This window comes from Pseudomonas sp. RT6P73, assembly GCF_054897715.1.
In genome coordinates, this window is sequence record NZ_JBUBUV010000002.1 from 6,432,513 (window position 1) to 6,457,643 (window position 25,131).

The 25,131-nt window shown below is 58.3% G+C and carries 22 protein-coding genes; 9 read left to right on the plus strand and 13 right to left on the minus strand.

Annotation, left to right across the window (positions count from 1 at the left end; genetic code table 11):
- Positions 1 to 123 precede the first annotated feature (123 nt).
- The 3 genes from choV to ACYZT6_RS29590 all read right to left on the minus strand — a co-directional run bounded on the left by choV (position 124) and on the right by ACYZT6_RS29590 (position 3,172).
- A complete protein-coding gene (gene choV, locus ACYZT6_RS29580; RefSeq protein WP_462029702.1) occupies positions 124 to 1,302 on the minus strand; it encodes a choline ABC transporter ATP-binding protein in 1,179 nt (392 codons plus the stop codon).
- Positions 1,299 to 2,144 carry a choline ABC transporter permease subunit gene (gene choW, locus ACYZT6_RS29585; protein ID WP_133835662.1) on the minus strand — a complete coding sequence of 282 codons (846 nt, stop codon included), beginning with the start codon at positions 2,142 to 2,144 and terminating at the stop codon, positions 1,299 to 1,301. The genes choV and choW overlap by 4 nt, the downstream gene beginning before the upstream one ends.
- A gap of 77 nt (positions 2,145 to 2,221) precedes the next feature.
- Positions 2,222 to 3,172 carry a choline ABC transporter substrate-binding protein gene (locus tag ACYZT6_RS29590; protein ID WP_462029703.1) on the minus strand — a complete coding sequence of 317 codons (951 nt, stop codon included), beginning with the start codon at positions 3,170 to 3,172 and terminating at the stop codon, positions 2,222 to 2,224.
- Positions 3,173 to 3,607: 435 nt separating this feature from the next.
- Between ACYZT6_RS29590 and ACYZT6_RS29595 the strand changes: the two genes are divergently transcribed.
- Both ACYZT6_RS29595 and gbdR read left to right on the plus strand, forming a co-directional pair.
- Positions 3,608 to 4,984, plus strand: a complete 1,377-nt coding sequence (locus ACYZT6_RS29595) for an L-serine ammonia-lyase (protein WP_462029704.1) — start codon at positions 3,608 to 3,610, stop codon at positions 4,982 to 4,984.
- A gap of 540 nt (positions 4,985 to 5,524) precedes the next feature.
- The gene (gene gbdR / locus ACYZT6_RS29600; RefSeq protein ID WP_109635472.1) at positions 5,525 to 6,628 is read left to right on the plus strand and encodes a choline metabolism transcriptional regulator GbdR; all 1,104 of its coding nucleotides are present in this window, start codon (positions 5,525 to 5,527) and stop codon (positions 6,626 to 6,628) included.
- A gap of 97 nt (positions 6,629 to 6,725) precedes the next feature.
- On the opposite strand, the gene ACYZT6_RS29605 is transcribed toward gbdR, so the two are convergent.
- From ACYZT6_RS29605 to choX, 6 genes are all read right to left on the minus strand, one after another.
- On the minus strand, positions 6,726 to 6,989 hold the full coding sequence (locus ACYZT6_RS29605) for a hypothetical protein (RefSeq protein WP_462029705.1): 264 nt from the start codon (positions 6,987 to 6,989) through the stop codon (positions 6,726 to 6,728).
- Between the two features lie 372 nt (positions 6,990 to 7,361).
- The gene (locus tag ACYZT6_RS29610; RefSeq protein WP_462029706.1) at positions 7,362 to 8,522 is read right to left on the minus strand and encodes a gamma-butyrobetaine dioxygenase; all 1,161 of its coding nucleotides are present in this window, start codon (positions 8,520 to 8,522) and stop codon (positions 7,362 to 7,364) included.
- Between the two features lie 14 nt (positions 8,523 to 8,536).
- On the minus strand, positions 8,537 to 9,013 hold the full coding sequence (locus ACYZT6_RS29615) for a thioesterase family protein (protein ID WP_462029707.1): 477 nt from the start codon (positions 9,011 to 9,013) through the stop codon (positions 8,537 to 8,539).
- A gap of 134 nt (positions 9,014 to 9,147) precedes the next feature.
- Entirely contained in the window at positions 9,148 to 10,113 is a 966-nt protein-coding gene (locus ACYZT6_RS29620) for an L-carnitine dehydrogenase (protein ID WP_462029708.1), read from the minus strand.
- A 142-nt stretch (positions 10,114 to 10,255) separates the two neighbouring features.
- A complete protein-coding gene (locus ACYZT6_RS29625; protein WP_462029709.1) occupies positions 10,256 to 11,143 on the minus strand; it encodes a beta-keto acid cleavage family enzyme in 888 nt (295 codons plus the stop codon).
- Between the two features lie 75 nt (positions 11,144 to 11,218).
- Entirely contained in the window at positions 11,219 to 12,163 is a 945-nt protein-coding gene (gene choX, locus ACYZT6_RS29630; protein ID WP_462029710.1) for a choline ABC transporter substrate-binding protein, read from the minus strand.
- A 209-nt stretch (positions 12,164 to 12,372) separates the two neighbouring features.
- On the opposite strand from choX, the gene ACYZT6_RS29635 reads away from it, so the two are divergent.
- Positions 12,373 to 13,317 (plus strand): GlxA family transcriptional regulator, encoded by a 945-nt coding sequence (locus ACYZT6_RS29635; protein ID WP_461977382.1) that lies wholly within the window; start codon positions 12,373 to 12,375, stop codon positions 13,315 to 13,317.
- Positions 13,318 to 13,449: 132 nt separating this feature from the next.
- Here ACYZT6_RS29635 and ACYZT6_RS29640 read toward each other — a convergent pair whose 3' ends face one another.
- The 4 genes from ACYZT6_RS29640 to ACYZT6_RS29655 form a co-directional block, all read right to left on the minus strand.
- The gene (locus ACYZT6_RS29640) at positions 13,450 to 13,866 is read right to left on the minus strand and encodes a DUF3010 family protein (protein ID WP_462030032.1); all 417 of its coding nucleotides are present in this window, start codon (positions 13,864 to 13,866) and stop codon (positions 13,450 to 13,452) included.
- Positions 13,867 to 13,971: 105 nt separating this feature from the next.
- Positions 13,972 to 14,949: a hypothetical protein gene (locus tag ACYZT6_RS29645; RefSeq protein ID WP_462029711.1), complete on the minus strand. Its 978-nt coding sequence runs from the start codon at positions 14,947 to 14,949 to the stop codon at positions 13,972 to 13,974.
- Positions 14,939 to 16,429 (minus strand): AAA family ATPase, encoded by a 1,491-nt coding sequence (locus ACYZT6_RS29650; protein WP_462029712.1) that lies wholly within the window; start codon positions 16,427 to 16,429, stop codon positions 14,939 to 14,941. The genes ACYZT6_RS29645 and ACYZT6_RS29650 overlap by 11 nt, the downstream gene beginning before the upstream one ends.
- Positions 16,430 to 16,466: 37 nt before the next feature.
- Positions 16,467 to 16,868, minus strand: a complete 402-nt coding sequence (locus ACYZT6_RS29655) for a lysozyme inhibitor LprI family protein (RefSeq protein ID WP_462029713.1) — start codon at positions 16,866 to 16,868, stop codon at positions 16,467 to 16,469.
- 236 nt (positions 16,869 to 17,104) lie between these two features.
- Between ACYZT6_RS29655 and ACYZT6_RS29660 the strand changes: the two genes are divergently transcribed.
- The 6 genes from ACYZT6_RS29660 to etfB all read left to right on the plus strand — a co-directional run bounded on the left by ACYZT6_RS29660 (position 17,105) and on the right by etfB (position 24,987).
- On the plus strand, positions 17,105 to 18,082 hold the full coding sequence (locus ACYZT6_RS29660; RefSeq protein WP_008033250.1) for a dipeptidase: 978 nt from the start codon (positions 17,105 to 17,107) through the stop codon (positions 18,080 to 18,082).
- Between the two features lie 167 nt (positions 18,083 to 18,249).
- Entirely contained in the window at positions 18,250 to 18,780 is a 531-nt protein-coding gene (locus ACYZT6_RS29665; RefSeq protein WP_007947752.1) for a DUF5943 domain-containing protein, read from the plus strand.
- 15 nt (positions 18,781 to 18,795) lie between these two features.
- The gene (gene dgcA, locus ACYZT6_RS29670) at positions 18,796 to 20,856 is read left to right on the plus strand and encodes a dimethylglycine demethylation protein DgcA (RefSeq protein WP_309675375.1); all 2,061 of its coding nucleotides are present in this window, start codon (positions 18,796 to 18,798) and stop codon (positions 20,854 to 20,856) included.
- Between the two features lie 175 nt (positions 20,857 to 21,031).
- On the plus strand, positions 21,032 to 22,981 hold the full coding sequence (dgcB, locus tag ACYZT6_RS29675; RefSeq protein ID WP_462029714.1) for a dimethylglycine demethylation protein DgcB: 1,950 nt from the start codon (positions 21,032 to 21,034) through the stop codon (positions 22,979 to 22,981).
- Positions 22,981 to 24,201 (plus strand): electron transfer flavoprotein subunit alpha, encoded by a 1,221-nt coding sequence (gene etfA / locus ACYZT6_RS29680; RefSeq protein WP_462029715.1) that lies wholly within the window; start codon positions 22,981 to 22,983, stop codon positions 24,199 to 24,201. Before dgcB ends, etfA begins: the two co-directional genes overlap by 1 nt.
- A 15-nt stretch (positions 24,202 to 24,216) precedes the next feature.
- The gene (etfB, locus tag ACYZT6_RS29685; RefSeq protein ID WP_462029716.1) at positions 24,217 to 24,987 is read left to right on the plus strand and encodes an electron transfer flavoprotein subunit beta; all 771 of its coding nucleotides are present in this window, start codon (positions 24,217 to 24,219) and stop codon (positions 24,985 to 24,987) included.
- Positions 24,988 to 25,131 lie beyond the last annotated feature (144 nt).

A 25,131-nucleotide genomic window follows, 5' to 3' on the forward strand; every position in this document is an offset into this window, starting at 1 on the left:
AATGCATTCCAATGTGGGAGCCAGCCTGCTGGCGATGGGGGCTTCAACTTCAACACTGCATCACCCGATATCCCATAAACAAAAACGCCGCGATCCTCTCGCGGCGTTTTTGTGTCTGCTGCCTTACCCCAGGTTCTTGCCAAGCAGCGCGTGGTACAACTCGCTGTCGCCCAGAATCCCGACCACCTTGTTGTTGTCGTGCAGCACCAGCTTGTTGCCCGTCTGATAACGAATCTGCAATGCATCGCGCATGCCGATGTTGGAGTCCACCAGCGTTGGCCGACGACCCAGACCTTCAACCGCTTGCCCTGGAATCCAGTTTTGCAGGTCCAGGCTCGCGCCGTTCTGGCGGGCGCCTTTGATGGTGTTGCCTTCGGCCAGGTCCAGCCACGAATCGCCGCCCGGATCGAGGCACACCGAACCGTTGATGCGTTTGCAGTTGTCCAGGGTGCGCATCAGGCTGCGACCACACAGAACGTTCAGTGGATTGGTGTGCGCGACGAAGGTCCGCACGTAGTCGTCCGCCGGGTTCAACACGATCTCTTCCGGCTTGCTGTACTGAACGATCCGACCGTCTTTCATGATCGCGATACGGCTGCCCAGCTTCAGGGCTTCATCGAGGTCGTGGCTTACGAACACGATGGTTTTGTTCAGCTTGCTTTGCAGTTCCAGCAGTTCGTCTTGCAGGCCCTGGCGGATCAGCGGGTCGAGTGCCGAGAACGGTTCGTCCATCAGCAGAATGTCCGCGTCCATCGCCAGCGCACGGGCCAGGCCCACACGTTGCTGCATACCGCCGGAGAGCTCGTCGGGTTTCTTGTTGCGCCACTGGGTCAGACCCACCAGCTCAAGCTTGTCGTCCACCAGTTTGCGTCGTTCTTTTTCCGGGCGACCCTGCATTTCCAGACCGAAACTGATGTTCTCACGCACCGTCAGCCAAGGCATCAGGGCGAATTTCTGGAACACCATCGCGATACGCTTGGTGCGCATCATTTTCAGTTCCACCGGGGTGCAGGAAGCAATGTCGATCTGCCGGCCTTCGTGCTCGACAAACAGCTTGCCGCGGCTGACGGTGTTGAGTCCGTTGATGCAGCGCAGCAGGCTCGATTTACCGGAGCCGGACAGGCCCATCAATACGCAGATTTCACCTTTTTCGACGTCCAGGCTGGCTTTTTCAACGCCAACAATCTGGCCGGTCTTTTTCAGGATCTGGTCGCGGGTCATGCCCTGGTCGAGAAGCTTGAGCGCCTCACGCGGATCTTTGGAAAAGATTACGTCGACGTCTTCGAAGCGAATAATGCTCATGCGTCACCCCCTACTTTAGCGTCGGGTTGTTTGCAGATACGGTCGAGCATGATCGCCAGCAATACGATCGCCAGGCCGGCTTCGAAGCCCAGGGCGATATCAGCAGTGTTCAGTGCGTTGACCACGGGTTTGCCCAGGCCGTCGGCGCCCACCAGTGCCGCGATCACCACCATCGACAACGACAGCATGATGCACTGGGTGATGCCGGCCGCGATGCTTGGCATGGCGTAGGGCAGTTCGATGCGTGCGAGCAGTTGACGGCGCGAGCAGCCGAAGGCTTTGCCGGCGTCCATCAATTCAGCGGGAACATCACGGATACCCAGGTAGGTCAGGCGGATAGGCGCGGCAATCGCGAACACTACCGTCGAGATCAAACCCGGGACCACACCCAGCCCGAAGAGGGTCAGGGTAGGAATGAGGTACACGAAGGTCGGCACGGTCTGCATAAGATCGAGCACCGGCCGCATCAGTGTGTAGAACATCGGTTTGTGCGCGGCGACGATGCCCAGTGGCACGCCGATGACCACGCAGACCAGGGTGGCGAACAACACCTGGGCGAGGGTTTCCATGGTTTCCTGCCAGTACCCCAGATTGAGGATCAGCAGAAAGGAGGCAATGACGAAAACGGTCAGCCCCCACTTTCGTTGAATGAAGTGTGCCAGTAGCGCGATGAGGCCGATCAATGCCAGCGGGTTGAACCAGGTCAGCGCAAAAGTCACGCCGTGGATCATCGTTTCCAGTGTCACGGCGATCGCGTCGAAGGTGTTGGCGCCGTGTTGCGTCAACCACTCAACGAAGCCCGCGATGTACTGGCCTAGAGGTATTTTCTGATCAATCAGCATGGTAGTGAACGTCCGCATGCAAGGAAATAAACAGCCCGGACGACCGAAGTCGTCCGGCGTAAGCGATGCTTCTTAATTCAAGGCTGCGCGAGCTTGGCTTTCACGGCCTCCAGGCCTGGTTTACCGTCAATGGTGGTCACGCCAGCGAGCCAGGTATCGAGCACCTGTGGGTTCTTTTTGAGCCAGGCCTTGGCGGCCGCGTCAGGCTTCATCTTGTCGTCCAGGATGTTGCCCATCAGTGAGCTTTCCATGTCGACAGTGAACTCCAGGTTTTTCAGCAAGGTGCCAACGTTGCTGCATTCCTGGACGTACCCCTTGCGGGTATTGGTTGCCACGGTGGCGGCACCGAAGTCGGGGCCGAAGAAGTCATCGCCACCGGTCAGGTATTGAATCTTGAAACGCTTGTTCATCGGGTGCGGCGCCCAGCCAAGGAACACCACAGCGGTGTCGCGTTTCTGCGCGCGGTCGACCTGCGACAGCATGCCGGCTTCGCTGGATTCGACAATCTTGAAACCGGCGTCTTTCAGGCCGAAGGCGTTCTTGTCGATCATACTCTGGATCAGACGGTTGCCGTCGTTACCCGGCTCGATGCCGTAGATCTTGCCGTCGAGTTCTTTCTTGAATTTGGCGATGTCGGCGAAGTCATGCAGCCCTTTGTCGTACAGCGCTTGCGGCACGGCGAGGGTGTACTTGGCGCCGGTGAGGTTGGTGCGCACGACATCCACGGTGCCGGCATCGCGGTAGGCCTTGATGTCGTTTTCCATGGTCGGCATCCAGTTACCGAGGAAAACGTCCATGTTCTTGCCGTCGGCCAGGGACTTGTAGGTCACCGGCACGGAAATCATGGTGGTTTTGGTCTTGTAGCCCAAAGCATCGAGGACGACGCTGGTGGTGGCGGTTGTCGCGGTAATGTCGGTCCAGCCGACATCGGAGAAGTTTACGGTGCTGCACTGAGCGGGTTCTGCGGCTTGAGCCAGTAACGGCAGACTCAGCATGGCGGCCAACAACAACGACGGGGAACCTTTCATGGATGGACTCCTTGGTGTTTTTTTTGGCAGTGTTCCGACTGGACCACCGCACTTATAGGTTGCGGTTGGATGGCGTTTTGGAGACAGCTCTACCACGGCGCCTTGCAATCGAGTCGATACGATCATGTACCAGTGAAAATCTGACGCCTACAGGGTGCGTCGTAACCAGTACAGGGATGGTCGCATCCAGTGTCGGTGACGTCGTTTACAGCTTTTTTCAGCCCCCTTTACCCCTCTGATCCGCAAAAAACCGGCGAAAACGCAGCGTAAAACGCCCGCGGCGTTGGTGGGCATGAGTGCGTCGGTGTGAGACGTCGAACGACACGGCAAAAGCCTGATGATGCGGCCATCTCGGCGGATTGCAGCTTGAGCGTAGCAGCTCCGTCACTGGGCGCTTTTGCGCCTGGAGTTGGCACATCCAGGAGTTCGGCAGTAATGGCTATCAGTGTTTTCGACCTGTTCAAAATCGGCATCGGCCCTTCCAGTTCGCACACCGTGGGACCGATGCGGGCCGCCGCGCTGTTCGTGCAAGGTTTGCGTGAACAGGGTCTTTTGGAACAAGTGCGGCGCGTCGAAGTTCAGCTTTATGGGTCGCTGTCGGCCACCGGCATCGGTCACGGCAGCGACAACGCGGTGATCATGGGGCTGATGGGCGAGTGGCCGGACGCGATCGATCCGTCGCAAATCGGCATCCGTATCGAAACCCTGCGCGAGACCCACACGCTGTTGCTCGACGGTCGCCTGTCGGTGCCGTTTATCTGGGCTCGCGACATGCGCCTGATCGACGAAAACCTGCCATTCCACCCCAACGCCATGACCTTGATCGCCGAAGGCGATGACGGTGAGCTGCATCGCGACACCTACTATTCTATCGGCGGCGGTTTTGTCGTGGATGAAGCACAGGCTTCCAGCGGCGTGGTCGATTTGGATCGCACGGTGTTGCCGTACGATTTCTCCAGCGCCGTCGAACTGCTGAGCCTGTGCCAGAAGCACAACCTGCGCGTCGCTGAATTGATGATGGCCAACGAGAAGGTCTGGCGCAGCGAGGAAGAAATCCGCAGCGGCCTGATGACACTCTGGCGCGCCATGCAGGATTGCGTCGACCAGGGCCTCAAACATGAAGGCATCCTGCCCGGCGGCCTTAATGTGCGCCGTCGTGCGGCCAAGCTGCACCGCAGCCTGCAAGAGCTGGGCAAACCCAACGTTATCGGCTCGACCTTGAGCGCCATGGAGTGGGTCAACCTGTTCGCCCTGGCGGTCAACGAAGAGAACGCGGCCGGCGGGCGCATGGTCACGGCGCCGACCAACGGCGCGGCGGGGATCATTCCGGCGGTGTTGCACTACTTTATGAAGTTCAGCGAGGTGGTGACGGAGGCCAATGTCGTCGACTATTTCCTCAGCGCCGCAGCGGTGGGGATTCTGTGCAAGAAGAACGCTTCGATTTCCGGTGCGGAGGTTGGTTGCCAGGGCGAAGTCGGTTCAGCCTGCGCGATGGCGGCGGCTGGCTTGGCGGAGATCCTTGGTGCCACGCCGGAGCAACTGTGCAACGCGGCGGAAATCGGCCTGGAACACAACCTCGGCCTGACCTGCGACCCGGTGGGCGGGCTGGTTCAAGTGCCGTGCATCGAGCGCAATGCGATTGCCGCAGTGAAAGCCATCAACGCGGCGCAGATGGCGTTGCGCGGCGATGGTCAGCACTTTATCTCACTGGATCGGGTGATCCGCACCATGCGCGATACCGGCGCCGATATGCATGACAAATATAAGGAGACATCGCGGGGTGGGTTGGCGGTAAGCGCGGTCGAGTGCTGAGACCGGGTTGACCCCATCGCGGGCAAGCCCGCTCCCACAGGGATCTGCGGTGTGCATCAGATCTCTACTACACGACAAAACCTGTGGGAGTGGGCTTGCCCGCGATGGCGTCAGACCAGTCAAAACTGCGCGGTAAGTGAACACCCGAATCGAAACGCGCCACGTTTTGGCGCGTCGCTTACAGATAAGCGACTTCACCCAGACCAGGGATCCAAACCACCCCTGACCGCCCGTCACCCGTGCTTGCGGTGACACTCTTTCCCGAGCCTGCGCAGCCCTGTTCCCACAAGTGCTACCGATTTGCTCACACGCAACGGGACAGAGCGCTTGCTGCCATTGATGGCACTTATATCCCCCCACTCTGCGCGGTCATATATAGACACATCCCGACGTCGTTTTCAGGAGTTATTGAATGACCATTCAACTTTAGGCATGGCAATTGCTCTGTCATTACAAAGCCCGTCTCCCACGCGAGAACGATGGCAATAACAAGAGCCTCCGCCTGAGGCCATCACCCGCTTTGTGTGAGGAGATACCGCGATGACGACGTTCAACTCCGGGGCCCAACCCCAGAACCGTGCGCCTCAATCCATCGGCTTTTTGCTGCTGGACAATTTCACGCTTATTTCTCTGGCCTCCGCAGTCGAACCCCTGCGCATGGCCAACCAATTGTCCGGTCGCGAGCTGTATCGCTGGACCACCCTCACCGTCGACGGCGGTCAAGTCTGGGCCAGTGACGGTCTGCAGATCACCCCCGATTGCTCCATGCACAAAGCGCCCCCTCTGGACACCATCATTGTTTGCGGTGGCATCGGCATTCAGCGCACGGTGACCCGCGAACACGTGTCGTGGCTGCAAAGCCAGGCGCGTCAGTCCCGCCGTCTCGGTGCGGTCTGCACCGGCAGCTGGGCCCTGGCCTGCGCCGGCCTGCTGGATGGTTTCGATTGCAGCGTGCACTGGGAATGCCTGGCCTCGATGCAGGAAGCGTTCCCGCGTGTGGCCATGAGCACACGCTTGTTCACCCTCGACCGTAACCGTTTCACCAGTTCCGGCGGCACCGCGCCACTGGACATGATGCTGCACCTGATCAGCCGCGATCACGGCCGTGAACTGTCCGCCGCGATCTCGGAAATGTTCGTCTACGAGCGCATCCGCAACGAACAGGATCACCAGCGCGTGCCGCTCAAGCACATGCTGGGCACCAACCAGCCGAAGCTGCAGGAAATCGTCGCGCTGATGGAAGCCAACCTGGAAGAGCCGATCGACCTCGACGAACTGGCGGTGTATGTCGCTGTTTCGCGTCGTCAGCTGGAGCGCCTGTTCCAGAAGTATCTGCACTGCTCGCCGTCGCGTTACTACCTCAAACTGCGCCTGATCCGTGCCCGGCAGCTGCTCAAGCAAACGCCGATGTCGATCATCGAAGTGGCGTCGGTCTGTGGCTTCGTGTCCACGCCGCACTTCTCCAAGTGCTACCGCGAATACTTCGGCATTCCGCCGCGTGACGAGCGCGTAGGTTCCAACACCACGCAACAGGTTGCAATGATGCCGCTGCCGCAAGCGTTGGTGCTGTCGCCGTTGTCCGGGCCGTTGTCGGCGTTGAGTCAGGCTCGTAATGAGTCGACGTTTGCCAGCGTAAGGCTCTAAACCGAGGCGCCTTCATCGCGAGCAGGCTCGCTCCCACATTGGATCTGTGAACGACGCAGATCCAGTGTGGGAGCGAGCCTGCTCGCGATTGGATCTGTCAGGCGCTACGGCTCTGCTGGTACTCCGCCAACGCCGGTAACAATTGCTTGTCGATCGCCTGGCGCACAGCCGGCAGGATGGTCGCGCTGCTGGTGTACATCTGCTTGACCATGGTGCGCAGCACTATTGCCCGTTCGTCGTTCAATCCTCTCACCGCGCACTCGCAAGCCTGATCGGCGGTGGAGCCGCTCGGTACTTGAAAGCCCAACGATTTCAGCTGGCCCAACAAGTCTTCCTGGTCAATCAAATCGGCGTACATCATGACGCAATCCTTCTTCAGGGAACGGTGTCGTGGTTCGATTCTCATAGGGGGAGGGGGTGGCGGCAAGGGCGATTTGTCGCAATGGCCGCGATACCTATGAACAGGTCGTTTTCGGCTAACTTGCGAAAGGCGAGAGTGGGCACACTGGATTCAGCTGGCTTCACGAAGGTTTGGTCACCCTCGCGCAACGGCTCCTCAACAGTACCCTCCTCAGCTCCGATCTTGTCACGGCTTGATCGGGGTTTTTTTTGCCTGTGAATCAGGAAGGGATGGAGTGTTTGGACTGACGCCTTCGCGGGCAAGCCTCGCTCCTACAGAGGTATACGATCCCCTGTAGGAGCGAGGCTTGCCCGCGATGAACGATGACTCGGTTTAACGCTGTAAAACGAGAATCCGCGACAACAATTCATCCCGATCGACATAGCACCCCTGGAAATGCCGGGCGCCACTGGCGGGGTCGAAGGCGTTGCGGGCGTGGAGGGTGCGGCGGTTGTCGAAGCACCACAGCTCGCCGGGATTGAGCCGTGTCATCACCCGAAACCGCGATTCGCGGGTCATGGCAATAAAGCGGCGATAAGCCCGGTATAGCTTGGGCATGTCCTCGATCGACGCATCAAACGGTCCACGCAGAAAGTTCGCCATGCGGATCTCCGACACCTGCCCCAAGGCATCCAGGGCGATGATCGGCGCCAGGCAGCGGTAGTCGCTGTGGCGGTCCTTGTTGCGAAACTCCACGGGGATTTCACACAAAGCCTTGAATGACTCGGGATCCTCTTCGCGTAACGCGTGGGCGATGGCAAAGCCGTCGACGAAAATACTCTCGCCACCGTCGGCGTCATTGACCAGGCAATGCAAAAATTGCAGCCCCGGTTGCAACTCTCGGGTCGGCAAGTCGCTGTGCAGCGGCAGGTTGAAAGCGGTGTAGGCATTGCTGTCGGCATCGGCCTTGGATTGCACGTTGAACAACACGCCAAAATTGCTCTCGCGGATGAAGGAAATCCGCTGGGCGATCAGCTTCAGCGAACCGGGTTCGGTGGGCACGCCGCGCACTTGAGTCAGGCCGATATCGCGCACCGCCAGCAGCCATTGCAGCAAGGCATCGTTGTCGTTCATCAGCGCCTGGTATTCGAATACCGGCAGCTGCAAGTCGCTTTTCCACAGTTTGGATTTTGGTTTGCCAGCCCGGCGTTCGGCGCGGGATTCATCGTCATAGGCGTGAGCCCGCAGCCAGCCCGGATCGAAGCGGCTGAGATGGCCGTCCTGCCATTGGACACTGAGGCAACCTTCGGCATCGACGTTTGCCGCTGTTGGCATCAGGTCCTCTGCGACGTCGACGATTTCCAGCACTTGCTCGCGGGTCACCGTGTAGACGCATTGCGGGCACGGGCAGTTGTCCCGCAGCCATTGATGATGAAAGGGACTGACCCGACCGTCGGCCCATTTCACTTGAATTCGATCCGCCAGGGTGTGCACGGCGGTCAACGCGCTGATCAACGGGTAGGTACGGAAGTCGGCAAAAGCGGCGGTGTTCAATGGCGATCTCCTTGTTATTTTTTAGGGGGTAATGCGATCACTCGGCCAATGTAGGCGGGGGTTGGCAGGTCGGCTTGCTCGGCGACGATGGCTTGCAGCTTGCCCAGGGTTTGTTCGCTGAACGGTGCGGAGCTTGGCCCGGCGAGGTCGACATGTAGCAGCATTTGCTCGTTGCCCGCCAGTTCCTTGTCATCGCCCACTAGATGCAGGCTGTGATAGAGGTGCAGGCGTTTGCTGTCGTGGCCGATAATTTGGGTGCGCACTTCGACGTCGGCGTCGAGCTTCACTTCGTGCAGGTAATTGAGATGCAGTTCGAGGGTGAACAGCGAATTGCCGCTGGCTTCGCGGTTGTTGCTGTCCATGCCCAGCCGATCCATCAGCGCGTCGGTGGCGTAGCTGAAAATCAGCAGGTAGAAGGCATCGCGCAGGTGGCCGTTGTAGTCGACCCAGTCGGGGATGATTCTGGTTTGGTAGGTGGTCAGTGCGGGCATGTCGTCACATCCGGAAGTGGTTGAAACCTGTGAGCGAGGCTTGCCCGCGAAGGCGTTATTCCTGCCGCAAGAGATCCGTCGGATGTACCGGCCTCTTCGCGGGCAAGCCTCGCTCCTACAGGTAGTGGTGGGGTTTAGTCGGCGAAGGCCATCCCATGCTTCTCTTTGGTGGTCTTCACCGCTTCAAGCACCGCCAGCAAGCAATCATCACGATAGCGCTCCAGCGCGGAAATGCTGTGCTTGCCCAGCTGATCACTGGTCCCGTCCACCACGTCATCGATCAACTTGTCGGTCAGTTCCGGGGCTGGCAGGTATGTCCACGGCAACTGCAACGCCGGGCCGAATTGCGCCATGAAGTGCCGCATCCCCGCATCGCCACCCGCCAGGGTGTAGGTCAGGAACGTGCCCATGAACGACCAGCGCAAACCCGCGCCAAAGCGGATCGCATCGTCAATCTCGCCAGTGGTCGCCACGCCGTCGTTGACCAGGTGCAGCGCTTCACGCCAAAGCGCTTCGAGCAAACGGTCGGCGATAAACCCCGGCACTTCTTTACGCACATGCAGCGGACGCATCCCCAGGGATTCATACACTTTCATTGCCGCTTGAACCGCTTCAGGCGCCGTATTTTTGCCACCGACCACTTCCACCAGCGGTAGCAGGTAAACCGGGTTGAACGGGTGGCCAACGACGCAGCGTTCCGGGTGGGTCGCGCTCTCGTAAAACTCGCTCGGCAACAGGCCCGAAGTGCTGGAGCCGATCAAGGCATTGGGCTTGGCCGCCGCGCTGATTTTGCTGTGCAGTTCCAGTTTCAGATCGAGGCGTTCCGGGGCGCTTTCCTGAATGAAATCCGCGTCGCGAACGCACTCTTCAATTGTCGCGACGAAGCGCAGCCGATCCTGCGAGGCGCCAGGCGCCAGGCCTTGTTGCTCCAGCGCATCCCAGGCATTGGCGACGCGTTTGCGCAACGCGGCTTCGGCACCGGGCGCCGGGTCCCAGGCGACAACGTCGAGGCCGTGGGCGAGGGCGCGAGATACCCAGCCGCTGCCGATGACACCGCTGCCTAACGCTGCGAAGGTTTTGATTTCGGTGATAAAGCTCATGGCGATTTCCTGAATTTGGCTCGGAAAAACTGTGGGAGCGAGCCTGCTCGCGATGGCGTCGGTACATCCGATGCATCATCTGCGGCAGGAATACCGCCATCGCGAGCAGGCTCGCTCCCACAGGGGGAAGGTGTCGTTCGGGTCAGCCGCGCTTGGTCAGGCCCATTTTTGCCCGGCCTTCTGCCGGGGTCAGGACACGGGCGCCGAGGCGGATGAGGATTTCCGAGGCGCGTTCAACCAGCTGGCCATTCGTCGCCAGCACGCCCTTGTCCAGCCAGATGTTGTCTTCCAGACCGACCCGCACGTTGCCGCCGAGCAGCACCGCTTGCGCCGCCATCGGCATTTGCATGCGACCGATGCCGAAGCCGGCCCACACCGCATTCGCGGGCAGGTTGTCGACCATGGCTTTCATGGTGGTGGTGTCGGCCGGTGCGCCCCACGGGATGCCCAGGCACAGTTGGAACAGCGGGTCGTCGAGCAGGCCTTCCTTGATCAGCTGTTTGGCGAACCACAGGTGACCGGTGTCGAAGATTTCCAGCTCGGCCTTCACACCCAGCTCTTGAATGCGTTTGGCGCCAGCCCGCAGCTGCGCCGGGGTGGACACGTAAATGGTGTCGCCGTCGCCGAAGTTCAGGGTGCCGCAATCGAGGGTGCAGATTTCCGGCAGCAGTGCTTCAACGTGGGCCAGACGGGTCAGCGGGCCGACCAGATCGGTGTTCGGACCGAACTCCATCGGGTTCTCGCCCGCGCCGATTTCCAGGTCACCGCCCATGCCGGCGGTGAGGTTGACGATGATGTCGACATCGGCCTCGCGGATGCGCTCCATTACTTCGCGGTACAGCGCCACGTCACGGCTGAACTTGCCGGTTTCAGGGTTGCGCACGTGGCAGTGAACAACCGTGGCGCCCGCTTTTGCGGCTTCTACCGCGGCGGCAGCGATTTGTTTCGGGGTGACTGGCACATGTGGGCTCTTGCTGGTCGTGTCGCCAGCACCGGTAAGTGCGCAGGTGATGATGACGTCGTGGTTCATGAGGCGATTTCCTTGCAGGCGTGATGGTTCCGTTCGCAGCCCGGTCGGGCTGCGAGTCGGTGGTTCAATCGGGGTTTATTTGCTGGTCAGTTTCAGATTTTCAGCAGCCGGTTTGCCATCGAAGGTGGTCACGCCTTCGAGCCAGCGTTGCTTGTCTTGCGGGTGATCGTTGAGCCATTGCTTGGCCGATTCGAAGGCGTCCTTGTGATCGAGCAGCGGCTGCATCATCCGGCTCTCGTCTTCGGCGGTGTAGGTCAGGTTGCTCAGCAACTTGCCAATATTCGGGCATTGCTGCGCGTAGTTCGGCGAGGTGACGGTCCAGACCGTGGCCATGCCTTCGTTCGGGCCGAGCGCGTCTTCGCTGCCAGTGAGATAAGTCATCTGCACGTTGACGTTCATCGGGTGCGGCGCCCAGCCGAAGAACACCACGGCCTCTTTGCGGCGCACCGCACGATCCACCGCCGCGAGCATGCCGGCTTCGCTGGACTCGACCAGCTGGAATTTGCCGAGGCCAAACTGGTTCTTGGCGATCATCGCCTTGATCTGGGTGTTGGCGCCCGAGCCTGGCTCGATGCCGTAAATCTTGCCGCCCAGTTCTTTTTCGAACTTGGCGATGTCGGCGAAGGTTTTCAGGCCCTTGTCGGCGAGGTAAGTCGGTACGGCGAGAGTGGCGCGAGCGTCTTTCAGGCTTGGCGCTTCAAGGACTTTGACCTGCTTGCCATCGACAAACGGTGTGATGGTCTGGGTCATCAGCGGGTTCCAGTAGCCCAGGAACAGGTCCAGGCGCTGGTCGCGGATCCCGGCGAAGATGATTTGCTGGGAAGCGCTGGTTTGTTTGGTGTTGTAGCCGAGGCCATCGAGCAGGACCTGGGTCATGGCGCTGGTGGCGATTACGTCGGTCCAGTTCACTACACCCATGCGCACGTTCTGGCAGGAGGCAGGTTCGGCGGCCATGACGCTGGCGCTCAGGAAAGCGGTACCGCTGAGTGCAAGAACACAGCTGCTGATCAGTCGTTTCATCTCAGGTTTCCTCGGCAGTTCGTTATTGTGGGTCCGGTCGTCTTCGTGCGCCGGTGATGCCCAAGTTACGCAGCTTGAGGCCCGTCAAAGCGCACTACGGCGACCAGCTCTTGCACTGCAGCGACCTGTCCCCTTGAATGCCGTCGGCAAGTGGCGTATCAACGTCCACACGCTCCCGTCCTCTCGCTACCTGCCATCGAGTGCGCTCCATGTCCCAGGATTTCTACTTCATGTTGATGCCGGGTTTCTCGGCCATCGGCTTTATCTCGGCCATCGAGCCGCTGCGGGTCGCCAATCGCTTTCGCGGCGAGTTGTATCGCTGGCATGTGCTGAGCGCGGACGGCGGGGCGGTGCTGGCCAGCAACGGCATGTCGGTCAACGCCGATGCGGCACTGGAACCGCTGAAGAAAGGTGCAACCCTGCTGGTAGTCGCCGGTTTCGAACCGCTGAAGTTTGCCACGCCGGCGCTGGAACACTGGCTGCGTCGGCTGGACAACGAAGGAGTGACCCTCGGCGCCATCGACACCGGCAGCTTCGTCCTCGCCGAAGCCGGCCTGCTCGACGGCCATCGCCTGACCCTGCACTGGGAAGCCATCGACGCGTTCAAGGAGTCTTATCCACAGCTCAGCGTTACCCAGGAGCTGTTCGAAATCGACCGCCGCCGTATCACGTCTGCGGGCGGCACGGCATCCATCGACCTGATGCTCGACCTCATCGCCCAGGCCCACGGCCCGGAACTGGCGATCCAGGTCAGCGAACAATTCGTGCTCGGCCGCATCCGCCCACGCAAAGACCACCAACGCATGGAAGTCGCCACGCGGTATGGCATCAGCAACAAGAAACTCGTTCACGTGATTGGCGAGATGGAACAACACAGCGAACCGCCGCTGAGCACGCTGGAACTGGCGGAATCGATCAAGGTGACACGGCGGCAGCTGGAGCGCTTGTTTCGCTTGCACCTGAACGACACGCCGAGCAATTTCTACCTGCGATTACGGCTGGAAAAGGCCCGGCAGTTGCTGCGGCAGACCGACATGAGCGTGCTGGAAGTGAGCATTGCGTGCGGGTTTGAATCGCCGTCGTATTTCACCCGGAGCTATCGGGCACGGTTTGAACGGTGTCCAAGGGAAGATCGGCGTACTGCGAAAGCATGAACAGCAGAGAAACCTGTGGGAGCCGGGCTTGCCCGCGATGAGGCCGGCACTTTCAACATTGATGTTGACTGACACACCGCAATCGCGGGCAAGCCCGGCTCCCACAGGTTCTATGTGTTGGCGGTAATTGAGTTACTTCTTCATCAGCGCCGAACACGCTGCCTTGTAAGCCTCATGCTGATATTTGTTCAGCGTCTCCGGCAGTGCAAAGTCAAACTTCTTGCTCTGCGCATTAATCGTCTGCGGCGACAACAACGTGACCTCGCAACTCTCCAGCAACTGAAAAACGCCCTCGATCTTGAACGTGGTCGGCCCACCGGCAAATTCACCTTTCTTGCTGCGTTTCTTGATCGCGATACGGTCGATCGAGTACTCGCGCACAAACGACGCCACCTGAGCGGCAAAGACTTTGACATTCGCGGCTTCATCGTCATCGTCGAGGGCGATTTTCTTGGTGGCTAGAGCGACGTGACTCAGCACCTGACCGTCGAGAGAGGCCACGGCGATGATCGCTTCGCTGCCTTTGATTTCGATGCCGCAGATTTTCAAGAGCATATTTATAAAGACCTGATTAATAGGATTGGTTGGTGAGAATACTCAATTGAACGAGGTGGTACTCGCGATGGTGCTTTGGATGTGTAAGTTGTACAAAGCTTAAGGGGGCGTAGAAGCGAAAATAGTATTTCTGTCGAACTGATCGTATAAATCGGCATACATTTTACCGAGAGTTTTTTCCTTATATTTTTGGCGGTCAAATCGAAGCTTTCGATCAAGAATTTTTCTTGCGTCCGTATCTAGGTGCAGAGCAGTTCCTGGAAGTTGAGGTCCTAGGCCGAATTGCTCTAATAACCCTGGAATGTTGTCTAAAAGTGTTTTGGAATCAATGAACTCTATAGCGTCTTGAGTGAATTTTTTGTAGCTGTCTTTAAGGATGAAAGTAGTTATTGAGTTTCTAGTTTTTTCGCAGGTTGGTGGGTGCCTAAGATTTATCTCAAGATCGTTTTTTATTTTTTCAAAATTACTGATTATATCAAGTATGGTAAGGTTGTCTTTTTTACAGTGGAAATTTATAGTTTCATCATCGAAGAATGGGTGGAGGTGCGGGTGCGTCTTGAAGTCGGAGTCTTTTTTTAGGGAACTATTGCAAGTATGGCAGCTCGGAATTAAGTTGATCAATGTCAGAGCTAAAAATGGGTACTTTTTTTTAGGGTAGAAGTGATCAAGAGGAGGGCGGTAGCTACCATCTTCTGCTACAACGGTATGTGTATAGTTATAGTGGCAATACGGGCAAGTCTTTGATGTGGAAAGACCGCAAAGCTGATAAGCATCCCAAGATACGGTCTTTGTAATAAAGTTATGATAGTCAAATATTGCTTCAAAATCTAAATTCAATAGGAGTAATTCAGCCGAACTTAAGTATTTTCGTTGTTTTTTTATTTTTTCTATGGCGTGTATTAAACTGTTTTGTTTGTCGGATATTAAGTATGGTTTTAGCCATTTTACAAGATTTTTTGAGTGTTTTGATTTCGCTATGGGGCCCTTGTGGTTTAAGAATTTATCAATCTTGTTTTCCAGGTAGGTGTTGTGAGCTGCTTTTGCTTTTTCCCAAGTGTGAGATATATTAATTATCATATCGCGCCTCAGATTTAATTGTGCGCTCAATTTCATTTTTTATGATCGGGTCGTCGATCATGGAAATGATGTAATGGTCTTTTTCAGTTAGCGGAATTTTGTTTATTTTGTGTATCGTGTTGTTTATTTCGCGTGTTGCGAACTCTCCAATCGTTCTTGAGCTGAATGATCGATTTAGTATTGATTGCAGGGGGGCTGCAAACGATGGATATAGAGATGCATACTCGCTTCTGTCCATTGCGCAAACGAACTCCCTAGGCATATCTGTCGCTAGAATTGGAGAGTGGGTGGCTATTATCAGTTGCAAATTTTTTATTTTCAGCTCTTGTTTGCAGCGCATCAGAAACGAATTCAGTTGAAGTATGTATCGGCGTTGCCAGTCCAGATGTAAAAAAGCATCGCCTTCGTCGATAAGCAATAAAATATTAGTTATGTTTGATCTTTCAGAGAGTTCTATAAGTGCTTCATAAATGGCAATTGTTTGTCTCATGATCGCCCATTGGCCTGAACTGACTTCTGGGAATCCGACATCAAATAGAACCAGTCCGGGGTTGCCTTCGAAGTAGGATCTCTCATCTGGTGATGTCAAGGTGCGTGAAAAAGTATATTTGTTTGTACGACTCTTGGTAAGTATTTCATCCGTAACAATTCTAAGGGCGCCTGATGCTTGAGCTAGAAATGGTTCAAGTTGTCGAAATGTTACTTTTGCAGGAACGAATAGAGCAGTTTCGAGGAAGCATCTTGCAAACTCAATGATTGTAGCTGTGGAGACACTTCTTAAGCTAATCATATGGTTTATAGTGGCAAAGCAAATAAAAGTGCGTGTCGCATCTATTTTTTCAGTTGCTGATAAATGGTTTAGTATGATGTCTGAAAGTTTTGAAACCTGTTCAAGGTAAGATTCATTTATACGGTCATGGTCTTCTTGGCTTGATTCAATATCTGAAAATGTGACCAGCTTTCTCCGTAGTAGTCGTGCCTGTTCGAAATCAAACAGGTTGTTGGTTTTTGATGCGCTTGATGACTTTTTGCTAATAAGGTTTTCCGCTAGGTAGTTACCTATTTTTTTATAATCGACGGTAAGGGTGGCTGTAAGTTCTAGATTTAGGCCGAAAGCGGAAAGAACCTCCTTATGTTGCTCAATTTTAAGCATGTTTTTTATTTGACGCTTGGAAGCGTCGATGAAATTATTGTTACTGCGAAGCTTTGGTCTATTTTGAGCAGGGGTGTAATAAATGACTCCCCATGACATTAATTGGGTTGGGCTTTGCCGGAAGCTTCCTTCAAAGTGCAGTTGGCAGTTATCCTTTAGCGGGTCTTTTCTGCTGGTGTTGAATGCGTTGATTATGCTCTTAAGTGTGACGGTTTTTCCTGAGCCATTCTTTCCAATCAATAATGATACGGAGTCAATATCAAATATGTTGGGGGAGTGATTTCTCAGTACGATATTGTATTCGTCCGTTTGAATTCTATTTAACATCGAGGGCTATCCTTTGCGTGTGCGTTATCAATAAAAATCACTCTGTTTCTATCGACTCCAAAAACTCCGACCGCTCATCACTCATCCGCGCCACGCAATCATTCTGTGCAATCGTAAACGCCTTGCTACCACTGGTCGCCGGAAACGCCTCAACCGCGCAATCCGCATCCCGGGTCTTCAGCCACTGCTGTTGCGCAGCCTTGAGCTTGGCGGTGATGTCGGTCAGTTGCGCCGGGTTCTTGCCGTAGGCCGTTTGCATGCGCTCGTTCAGGCTTTGGTAGTTGTCTTTGAGCAGGTCTTCGGCGGTGGTTCTGCTGTAGGCGGAGCATTCCAGGGTCTGGACGTCGTTTTCGACTTTGTCGCAGGGGTTGTCGTCGGCCTCTTCAGCCGCGTGTACGCCGGTCGCTATCAGTGCCAAAGCCAGGAAGATCGTTCTCATTGCGACGCAGCCCCTATTTTTCAGTGCCTATTCAGTAATGCAGCGAATTCTGGCCCAAGCAGAGGCCCTTGAACAGGTGGGCGATTGCGTCCATCAACGACCCTTTGTCGCGGATTGACGCTTTCGGCAAACCCCCTGTCGTTTTTGCACCCGGCTACCCCGTCCCTCAGGCATATGCTGGCCCCAAAGCGCCGGCACACGATTCGGCGCATGAATCGCCAATAGGGGACAGCCTGATGAGCCCAGCCGAATTGCACGCCGACAGCATCGTTATCGACGGGCTGATTATTGCCAAGTGGAACCGTGAGCTGTTCGAAGACATGCGCAAGGGCGGTCTGACTGCGGCCAACTGCACCGTTTCGGTGTGGGAGGGCTTCCAGGCCACCGTCAACAACATCGCCGCCAGCCAGAAGCTGATCCGCGAGAACAGCGACCTGGTGATTCCGGTTCGCACCACCGCCGATATCCGCAAGGCCAAGGAGCAGGGCAAGACCGGCATCCTCTTCGGCTTCCAGAATGCTCACGCCTTTGAAGACCAGATAGGCTATGTCGAGGTGTTCAAGCAGCTGGGCGTCGGTATCGTGCAGATGTGCTACAACACCCAGAATCTGGTGGGTACCGGCTGCTACGAGCGTGATGGCGGCCTGTCGGGTTTCGGTCGTGAGATCGTCGCCGAGATGAACCGTGTCGGCGTCATGTGCGACCTGTCCCACGTCGGTTCGAAGACTTCCGAAGAAGTCATCCTCGAATCCAAGAAGCCGGTTTGCTACTCCCACTGCCTGCCGTCGGGTCTGAAAATTCACCCGCGCAACAAATCCGATGAAGAGCTGAAGTTCATCGCCGATCACGGCGGTTTCGTCGGCGTGACCATGTTTGCGCCATTCCTGGCCAAGGGCATCGATTCGACCATCGACGATTACGCCGAAGCCATCGAATACACCATGAACATCGTTGGCGAAGACGCCATCGGCATCGGCACCGACTTCACCCAGGGCCATGGCCAGGACTTCTTCGAATACCTGACCCATGACAAGGGCTACGCCCGCCGCCTGACCAGCTTCGGCAAGATCATCAACCCGCTGGGCATCCGCACCGTCGGCGAGTTCCCGAACCTGACCGAAACCCTGCTCAAGCGCGGCCACTCCGAGCGCGTGGTCCGCAAGATCATGGGCGAGAACTGGGTCAACGTCCTCAAGGACGTCTGGGGCGAATAAAACCCCTTAAAACAACGATTCCTGTAGCAGCTGCCGAGGCACGAGGCTGCGTTGCGGTCCGCAGGACCGCCCTCGGGGGCCGCTTCGCAGCCCAACGCAGCCTCGCAGGCTCGACAGCTGCTACGGCTACCTATCGCCTCAACATTATGAATTCCGGAGTTTTAAGCATGGCCAAGATCGCCCCGCAATTGCCAATCGAAGTCGACAGCGAAACCGGTGTCTGGACCTCCGACGCCCTGCCAATGCTGTACGTGCCGCGTCATTTCTTCGTCAACAACCACATGGGCATCGAGGAAGTGCTGGGTGCCGAAGCCTACGCCGAGATCCTCTACAAGGCTGGCTACAAATCCGCCTGGCACTGGTGTGAAAAAGAAGCTGAATGCCACGGCCTGGAAGGCGTTGCGGTATTTGAGCACTACATGAAGCGCCTGTCGCAGCGCGGCTGGGGCCTGTTCAAGATTCAGGACATCGACCTCGACAAAGGCACCGCCAGCGTCAAGCTCGAACACTCGGCGTTCGTCTACGTGTACGGCAAGGTCGGGCGTAAGGTCGACTACATGTTCACGGGCTGGTTTGCCGGTGCCATGGACCAGATTCTGCAAGCTCGCGGCAGCAAGATCCGCACCGTTGCCGAACAGGTTTACGGTGGCTCCGAAGAAGGCCACGACGACGGTTTGTTCACCGTCAAGCCGTTGTAAGTCGAGGAACCCGCCATGGCTTTCGAAGCAATGTTCCAGCCGATCCAGATCGGCAAACTGACCATCCGCAACCGTGTGCTTAGCACCGCGCACGCCGAGGTCTATGCCACCGACGGCGGCATGACCACCGACCGGTACGTCAAGTATTACGAAGAGAAAGCCAAGGGCGGGATCGGCCTGGCGATTTGCGGCGGTTCCTCCAGCGTGGCCATCGACAGCCCGCAAGGCTGGTGGAAGTCGGTCAACCTGGCCGACGACCGGATCATTCCGCACTTCCAGAACCTGGCGGATGCCATGCACAAGCATGGCGCCAAGATCATGATCCAGATTACTCACATGGGCCGACGCTCGCGTTGGGACGGCGAGCATTGGCCAACCCTGCTGTCGCCGTCGGGCATCCGTGAACCGGTACACCGTGCGACCTGCAAAACCATCGAGCCGGAAGAAATCTGGCGGGTAATCGGCAACTACGCCACTGCGGCTGGCCGCGCCAAGGCCGGTGGCCTGGACGGCGTCGAACTGTCGGCCGTGCACCAGCACATGATCGACCAGTTCTGGAGCCCACGGGTCAACAAACGTACCGACGAATGGGGCGGCAGCTTCGAAAATCGCATGCGTTTTGGCCTGGAGGTGATCAAGGCTGTGCGGGCTGAAGTTGGTCCGGACTTCTGCGTCGGCATCCGTCTGTGCGGTGATGAATTCCACCCGGACGGCTTGTCCCACGAGGACATGAAGCAGATCGCCAAGTACTACGACGACACCGGCATGATCGACTTCATCGGCGTGGTGGGTTCGGGGTGCGACACCCACAACACCCTGGCCAACGTTATCCCCAACATGAGTTATCCACCGGAGCCGTTCCTGCATTTGGCCGCCGGTATCAAAGAAGTGGTCAAGGCCCCTGTTTTGCACGCGCAGAACATCAAGGACCCGAACCAGGCGACCCGCATTCTGGAAGGCGGCTACGTGGATATGGTCGGCATGACCCGCGCCCACATCGCCGACCCGCACCTGATCGCCAAGATCAAGATGGGTCAGGTTGACCAGATCAAGCAATGCGTCGGCGCCAACTACTGCATCGACCGTCAGTATCAAGGCCTGGACGTGCTGTGCATCCAGAACGCCGCGACGTCCCGTGAATACATGGGCGTGCCGCACATCATCGAGAAATCGACTGGTGTGAAGCGCAAAGTTGTGGTGGTCGGTGCCGGCCCCGCCGGGATGGAAGCCGCTCGCGTGTCGGCCGAACGTGGCCACGACGTGACCCTGTTCGAGAAGAAAGAATTCATCGGCGGGCAGATCACCACCGCTTCGAAAGCCCCGCAGCGGGACCAGATTGCCGGTATCACGCGCTGGTTCCAGCTGGAACTGGCGCGTCTGAAAGTCGACCTGCGCCTGGGCGTGGCGGCGGATGCAGCGACCATTCTCGACCTGCGTCCGGACGTAGTGGTACTCGCGGTCGGCGGTCATCCGTTTCTGGAGCAGAACGAACACTGGGGCGCGGCTGAAGGCCTGGTGGTCAGCAGCTGGGACATCCTCGACGGCAAGGTCGCTCCGGGCAAGAACGTGCTGGTCTACGACACCATTTGCGAGTTCACCGGGATGTCGACCGCCGACTTCCTCGCCGACAAGGGCAGCCAGGTCGAGATTGTCACCGACGACATTAAACCGGGCGTAGCGATTGGCGGCACCTCGTTCCCGACGTACTACCGCAGCATGTACCCCAAAGAAGTGATCATGACCGGCGACATGATGCTGGAGAAGGTCTACCGCGAAGGCGACAAGCTGGTGGCGGTGCTGGAGAACGAATACACCGGCGCCAAAGAGGAGCGGGTGGTGGACCAGGTGGTCGTCGAAAACGGCGTGCGTCCGGACGAAGAAATCTACTACGCCCTGAAGGAAGGCTCGCGCAACAAAGGCCAGATGGACATCGAAGCCCTGTTCGCGATCAAGCCACAACCTTCGCTGAGCCAGGCGGGCGACGGCTACTTGCTGTTCCGCATCGGCGACTGCGTGGCGCAGCGCAACACCCACGCGGCGATCTACGACGCCCTGCGGTTGTGCAAGGATTTCTAAGAGCTTGTGGATAACCCTTGTAGGAGCGAGGCTTGCCCGCGAAGGCGTCCTGACATTCAACATTGATGTCGGCTGATCCATCGCCTTCGCGGGCAAGCCTCGCTCCTACAGGGAATCGAGCAAGGCATCCAGGTAGTTTGGCCTGCAAGACCCCGAGGTCTTTGGGAGCTCCACCATGTTGAACACCCTTCTTCCAATCCTGTTGTTCGCTGCCCTGGGCCTCGCTGCCCTCGGCGCGTTGCGGCGGGTGGCTATGTGGCGTCGAGGCCGGGCGTCGAAAGTCGACCTGATCGGCGGCCTGTTCGCCATGCCCAAGCGCTACATGGTCGATTTGCACCACGTCGTGGCGCGGGACAAATACATCGCCAACACCCACGTGGCCACGGCCGGTGGCGCAGTGGCGTCTATCGTGCTGGCGATTCTGGTTCACGGGTTTGGCCTGCATAACCGCATTCTCGGTTACGCGCTGTTGTTGATGACCGTGGTGATGTTCGTCGGTGCGATCTTTGTGTACCTGCGTCGTCGCAACCCACCGGCTCGCCTGTCCAAAGGGTCGTGGATGCGCCTGCCGAAAAGCCTGTTGGCGTTCTCCGCGAGTTTCTTCCTGTTGACCCTGCCAGTCGCCGGCATCCTTCCGGAAAACTTCGGTGGCTGGGTAGTGGCGGCGATCCTCTTCGTCGGTGTGCTGTGGGGCGTCAGCGAACTGTTCTTCGGCATGACCTGGGGCGGGCCAATGAAGCATGCCTTCGCCGGTGCCCTGCACCTGGCCTGGCACCGTCGCGCCGAGCGTTTTGGCGGTGGCCGTTCCACCGGTTTGAAACCGCTGGACTTGAACGATCCAAACGCGCCACTGGGCGTGGAAAAACCCAAGGATTTCACCTGGAACCAACTGCTCGGCTTCGACGCCTGCGTGCAGTGTGGTAAATGCGAAGCTGCGTGCCCGGCGTTCGCCGCCGGTCAGCCGTTGAACCCGAAAAAACTGATTCAAGACATGGTCGTCGGCCTCGCCGGTGGCACCGACGCCAAATTCGCCGGCAGCCCGTATCCGGGTAAAGCCATCGGCGAACACGCCGGGAATCCGCATCAACCGATCGTCAACGGTCTGGTCGACGCTGAAACCTTGTGGTCCTGCACTACCTGCCGTGCCTGCGTCGAGGAATGCCCGATGATGATCGAGCACGTTGACGCCATCGTCGACATGCGCCGCCATCTGACCCTGGAAAAAGGCGCAACACCGAACAAGGGCGCCGAAGTCCTGGAAAACCTGATCGCCACCGACAACCCAGGCGGCTTCGCGCCGGGCGGGCGGATGAACTGGGCGGCGGACTTGAACCTCAATCTGATGAGCGAGAAGAAGTCGGTCGACGTGCTGTTCTGGGTTGGCGACGGCGCCTTCGACATGCGCAACCAGCGCACCCTGCGCGCCTTCGTCAAAGTGCTGAAAGCGGCCAAGGTCGACTTCGCCGTGCTGGGCCTTGAAGAACGCGACAGCGGTGACGTAGCCCGACGTCTGGGCGACGAAGCGACCTTCCAGCTGTTGGCCAAACGCAACATCCAGACCCTGGCGAAATACAGCTTCAACCGCATCGTCACCTGCGATCCGCACAGCTTCCACGTGCTGAAAAACGAATACGGTGCCTTCGACGGCAACTACCTCGTGCAGCACCACAGCACCTACATGGCCGAAATCATCGGCGCTGGCGCCCTGAACCTCGGCCAGCACAAAGGCAGCAGCGTGACTTATCACGACCCGTGCTACCTCGGCCGCTACAACGGCGAATACGAGGCGCCGCGTGAAGTGCTGCGTGCCCTCGGAATCGAGATCAAGGAAATGCAACGCTCCGGTTTCCGCTCGCGCTGCTGCGGCGGTGGCGGCGGTGCGCCGATCACCGACATTCCGGGCAAGCAGCGGATCCCTGACATGCGCATGGAAGACATCCGCGAAACCGGCGCCGAACTGGTGGCCGTGGGTTGTCCACAATGCACCGCGATGCTTGAAGGCGTGGTCGAACCGCGTCCGCTGATCAAGGACATCGCCGAACTGGTGGCGGACGCGTTGCTCGAAGACGCTGCCCCGAGCAAGCCGACGAAACCGGCCCAACGTGAACCTGCGGAGGCCCACTGATGAGCGACATTATCCGCCGCGACCCACGCGCCGAATGGATCGCCCGCAACCGCCTGCACCCGCTGCACGCGGCCATGCAGCCGGCGCAACACAGTTGGATGGGGCCTAATGGCGTCATCCGCAAGAATCCCCATGGCATCGGTTTTATCGGCCCCAATGGCATCAAACGGATCGACCGCAGCGGCGCTCAACAGGGCGGGGCGAGCAAACGCTCGGCCGCGGTTGAAGTGCAACTGCCGTTGCACCAAGTGCCTGCACCTGCGTTTTACATCAGCGTGGTGCCAGACATGGTCGGCGGCCGCTTGAGCAGCCACGACCGCGATTTGCTAGGCCTGGCCCATCAATTGGCCGGCAACGACGGCGCGGTACTGGTCGTGGTCTTCGGCGAACACAAGGAAAACGCCTTCGCCACCGCAGGCGTCGATCGCTTGCTGGTGCTGGATGGCGACGAATTCAGCGGTTATGCACCGGAGCAAAGGGTCCAGGGCCTGCGGGCTGTGGATAACCAGTTCAACCCGCGTCATTGGCTGCTGCCCGATAGCCGCAGCGGTGGTGGTGAACTGGGTCGTCGCTTTGCCGCTGCGCTGGGCGAACGCCCGGCCACGAGGGTCTGGCAGGTCAAGGATGAGGAATGCATCGGCCGCGCCGGCGCCGGGTTACAAGACCTTGCGCGCCCGGTTGCCCGGTTGATTCTGGCCGCCGTCGAATGCGCCGAACCGGTCAGCGAAACCCGGCACGAAGCCTTGCTGGTGGAGTTATCCACAGCCGTCGCACGCAGCTTGTCGCGGATCGAGGATCTGGGCGCCGTGGCAGTGGATCCGGCGGCGATTCCGATGGCCGAGGCCGAGTTCATCTTCTCCGGCGGCAACGGCGTCAAGGACTGGGGACTTTTCCACAGGGCCGCCGAAGCCCTCGGCGCCACCGAAGGCGCATCTCGTGTGGCAGTGGACGATGGTTTCATGGCCCGCGACCGTCAGGTTGGCGCGTCCGGCACCTGGGTCACCGCGCGGGTTTACGTGGCGGTGGGGATTTCCGGGGCGATCCAGCACCTGCAAGGCATCGGTGCCTGCGACAAGGTGGTGGCGATCAACCTCGACCCTGGCTGCGACATGATCAAACGGGCCGACCTGTCGGTGATCGGCGAAAGCGCCGAGATTCTTCAAGCCTTGATCGCAGCGGTAGAGGCTTACCGCAACGAAGCCAAGCGCGATGCGGCTTAAGGAAAGGAAAGGGTTATGAGCACGAAAATCATCAGCCTGGTGTCCATCGGCGCCCACCCGACCTCCGGCCGGCCACGTCGTGCGGAGCAGGATGCGCGCGCGGTGGAACTGGGTCTGCAACTGGCTGGGGATAACCTGCAAGTGCTGCATGCCGGCGACGTCGCGGAACCGGCGCTGCGCGCGTATCTGGGCATGGGCCTGGAGCAATTGCATGTGCTGGAGCAGCCCGAAGGTGCCGATGCATTGCCGGCATTGACTGCGTATTTGCGTGACACCGGAGCTCAGGTGGTGCTGACCGGCAGCCAGGCGGAAACCGGTGAGGGCTCGGGCATGTTGCCGTTCCTGCTGGCGGAAAACCTCGGCTGGCCGCTGGTGGTCGGGCTGGCTCAGGTGGAATCCATCGATGGCAGTTCGGCGCTGGTTTTGCAAGCTTTGCCCCGTGGTCAGCGTCGGCGTTTGAAGGTTCGTCTGCCGTTTCTTGCCACTGTGGATAACGCGGCACCGAAGCCTCGGCAGAGCGCCTATGGCCCGGCGCGGCGTGGGGTACTGCAGGCGGATGAAGTCGAAGTGATCGACGATGAATTGCTGGCCGTCGCCACGTTGCAACCAGCCAAGCCACGGCCTAAACGCTTGAAGGTAATCAAGGCCAAGAGCGGTGCGGACCGGATGAAAGCGGCAACGGCCAAGGCCAGTGGCGGCGGTGGGCAGGTGCTCAAGGGGTTGAGCGCCGAGGCGGGGGCTGAGGCGATTCTCAATTTGCTGATCGAAGAAGGCGTGGTCCGCTAACCGAAAATCAGCGCAGAACTAATAATGTGGGAGCGAGCCTGCTCCGGGCGGCGTTCCGACGATAGCGGTGGTTCAGCCGCCTGGGATGTTGACTGACTCACCGCTATCGTCGGAACGCCGCCCGGAGCCGGCTCGCTCCCACAG